This window comes from Rhodopseudomonas sp., from assembly GCF_048594845.1.
In the GTDB taxonomy this organism is placed as follows: Bacteria; Pseudomonadota; Alphaproteobacteria; order Rhizobiales; family Xanthobacteraceae; genus Rhodopseudomonas.
On sequence record NZ_JBMDXE010000055.1, the window covers coordinates 1 to 2,321 of the forward strand.

Annotated in this window: 2 protein-coding genes; one reads left to right on the forward strand and one right to left on the reverse strand. The window is 66.4% G+C overall.

Annotated elements, in window-relative coordinates; translation table 11 throughout:
• Positions 1–222 precede the first annotated feature (222 nt).
• Positions 223–882 carry a TetR/AcrR family transcriptional regulator gene (locus ACOJTD_RS02930; RefSeq protein ID WP_420131445.1) on the reverse strand — a complete coding sequence of 220 codons (660 nt, stop codon included), beginning with the start codon at positions 880–882 and terminating at the stop codon, positions 223–225.
• A gap of 229 nt (positions 883–1,111) precedes the next feature.
• Between ACOJTD_RS02930 and ACOJTD_RS02935 the strand changes: the two genes are divergently transcribed.
• Positions 1,112–2,321 (forward strand): acyl-CoA dehydrogenase family protein (locus ACOJTD_RS02935; protein ID WP_420131446.1); only part of this gene is annotated, 1,210 nt, incomplete at its 3' end.

The following is a 2,321-nucleotide window of genomic DNA, read 5'->3' on the forward strand; positions in this document are numbered from 1 at the left end:
TGGCGCGGGCGTTGCCGGCATGAGAGTGAGGCTTGGCGCATCTGAAGTGAGCTGACGCTCGACGACCCCCCCCTGGTGGGGGCGGGTCGCTCGCGCAGCGAGCGGGGTGGGGTGGCGAAGAGTTCATCCGCAGTGCTCGCGGCTCACCCCACCCCGTCTCGCATCCGGCGGCGGGGGCCGCGAGCCGCCCCTCCCCCTCCAGGGGGGGTGAAGAAAGCGCCGCTACCGTCCCCGCCGCGCCACCTTCTCCTCCGCCGCATCCCCCACCGTCAGCGCCAGCGCCGCCACGCTCACCACGCGGTCGATCACGCCGTCGACGTCGTCGAGGTCGCATTGCCCTTCGGACAGGCGCAGCAGGCGCTCGCTGTCGCGCACGGTTTGTTGCGCCATCGCCAATGCGAAGTGCAGGCCCCAATAGATCTCGGCGTCGGGCTTGCCGGGGAGGGCGCGGCGCAGCGCTGCGGCGAACTTGCGCAAGTGATCGATCTCGCGGTTCTTGATCTTGCGGATCGGCGCGATGGTTTCGATCGAGGCGCGGATCATGAAGCGCGCCGAATCCGAGCGCTCGCTCTCCGGGCCGAGGCAGCCGCGCAGCGACGGCCCAATCAGCGCGCGCAGAATCTCCTCGACCGGCGCGCGGCCACCGCCGGCCGCTTCCGCCGCCTTCAGCAGCTTCAGGCGCTCGCGGTTGGTGACGATCGAGCGCGTCACGAACAGCTCGGCGATTAGTTCGTCCTTCGAGCCGAAATGATAGTTCACCGCGGCGAGGTTGACGTCCGCCGCCGCGACGATGTCGCGCAGCGTCACCTCGCCGAAGCCGCGCTCGGCATAGAGCCGCTCGGCAGCCTGGAGGATCGCGGTGCGTGTTGTGTCGGCGGCCATGCCATCCCATGGAAAAATGTCGAACTTGCATTTCAAACAGCTGTATGAAACTATCGTTTCATGGCCGGAAGTCAATGCGCGAGCGCGCGGCGACATTCGGCATCCCGCCGGGACGGGCGGCGCGCGCCCGTGCGCCGAGGGCAGGGCAAAAGCCTTGCGGCGGCCGGATGGCGGGGAGACAGTGCCGGCAACCTTGTCGGCCAACAGCTTGGAAAAAGAGGATCGCCTGATGGATTTCACGATGTCCGATCGCCAGCGTGAATGGCTGGAACGCGTCACCGCCTTCATGAACACGCATGTCCGCCCGGCGGTGCCGATCTACAACAAGCAGGACGCCGAGGGTGAGCGCTGGAAGGTGATCCCGATCCTCGAAGAGCTCAAGGCGAAGGCCAAGGCCGAGGGCCTGTGGAATCTGTTCATGCCGCCGTCTTCGCACGAGGATGACGAGTTCCACGGCGCCGGCCTCACCAATCTCGAATATGCGCTGCTGTCCGAGCAGATGGGCCACATCTCGTGGGCCTCCGAAGTGTTCAACTGCTCGGCGCCGGACACCGGCAATATGGAAGTGCTGATGCGTTACGGCACCAAGGAGCAGAAGAAGCAGTGGCTTCGCCCCTTGATGAATGGCGAGATCCGCTCGGCGTTCCTGATGACCGAGCCCGCGGTGGCGTGGTCGGACGCGACCAATATCGTGACCAGCATCGTGCGGGACGGTGATCACTACGTCATCAACGGCCGCAAATGGTGGTCGTCGGGCGTCGGCGATCCGCGCTGCAAAATCGCGATCGTGATGGGCAAGACCGATTTCAACGCCGCCAAGCATCAGCAGCAGTCGCAGATCCTGGTGCCGCTCGATACCCCCGGCATCACCATCGAGAAGATGCTGCCGGTGTTCGGCTTCGACGACGCGCCGCATGGTCACGGCGTGGTGCTGATGAAGGACGTGCGCGTTCCCGCCTCGAACCTGCTGCTCGGCGAAGGCCGCGGCTTCGAGATCGCGCAGGGCCGCCTCGGCCCGGGCCGCATCCATCACTGCATGCGCACCATCGGCAAGGCCGAAGAGGCGCTGGAGAAGATGGTGCGCCGGCTGCAGTCGCGCACCGCGTTCGGCAAGAAGATCATCGAATACTCGATCTGGGAGCAGCGCATCGCCGAGGCACGCACCGACATCGAGATGAATCGCCTGCTGTGCCTCAAGGCCGCCGACATGATGGACAAGGTCGGCACCAAGACCGCGCAGCTCGAGATCGCGATGATCAAGGTCGCGGCGCCGAACATGGCGCTGAAGATCCTCGACAACGCGATCCAGGCCTATGGCGGCGGCGGCGTCTCCGACGATGCCGGCCTCGCCAAGGACTACGCCGGCATCCGCACGCTGCGGCTCGCCGACGGCCCGGACGAGGTGCACAACCGCGCCATCGCCCGCCTGGAGCTGAAGA

Bases quoted from the DNA above. Each gene is read 5' to 3' on its own strand.
- ACOJTD_RS02930 (WP_420131445.1), bottom strand. From the start codon at position 882: ATGGCCGCCGACACAACACGCACCGCGATCCTCCAGGCTGCCGAGCGG.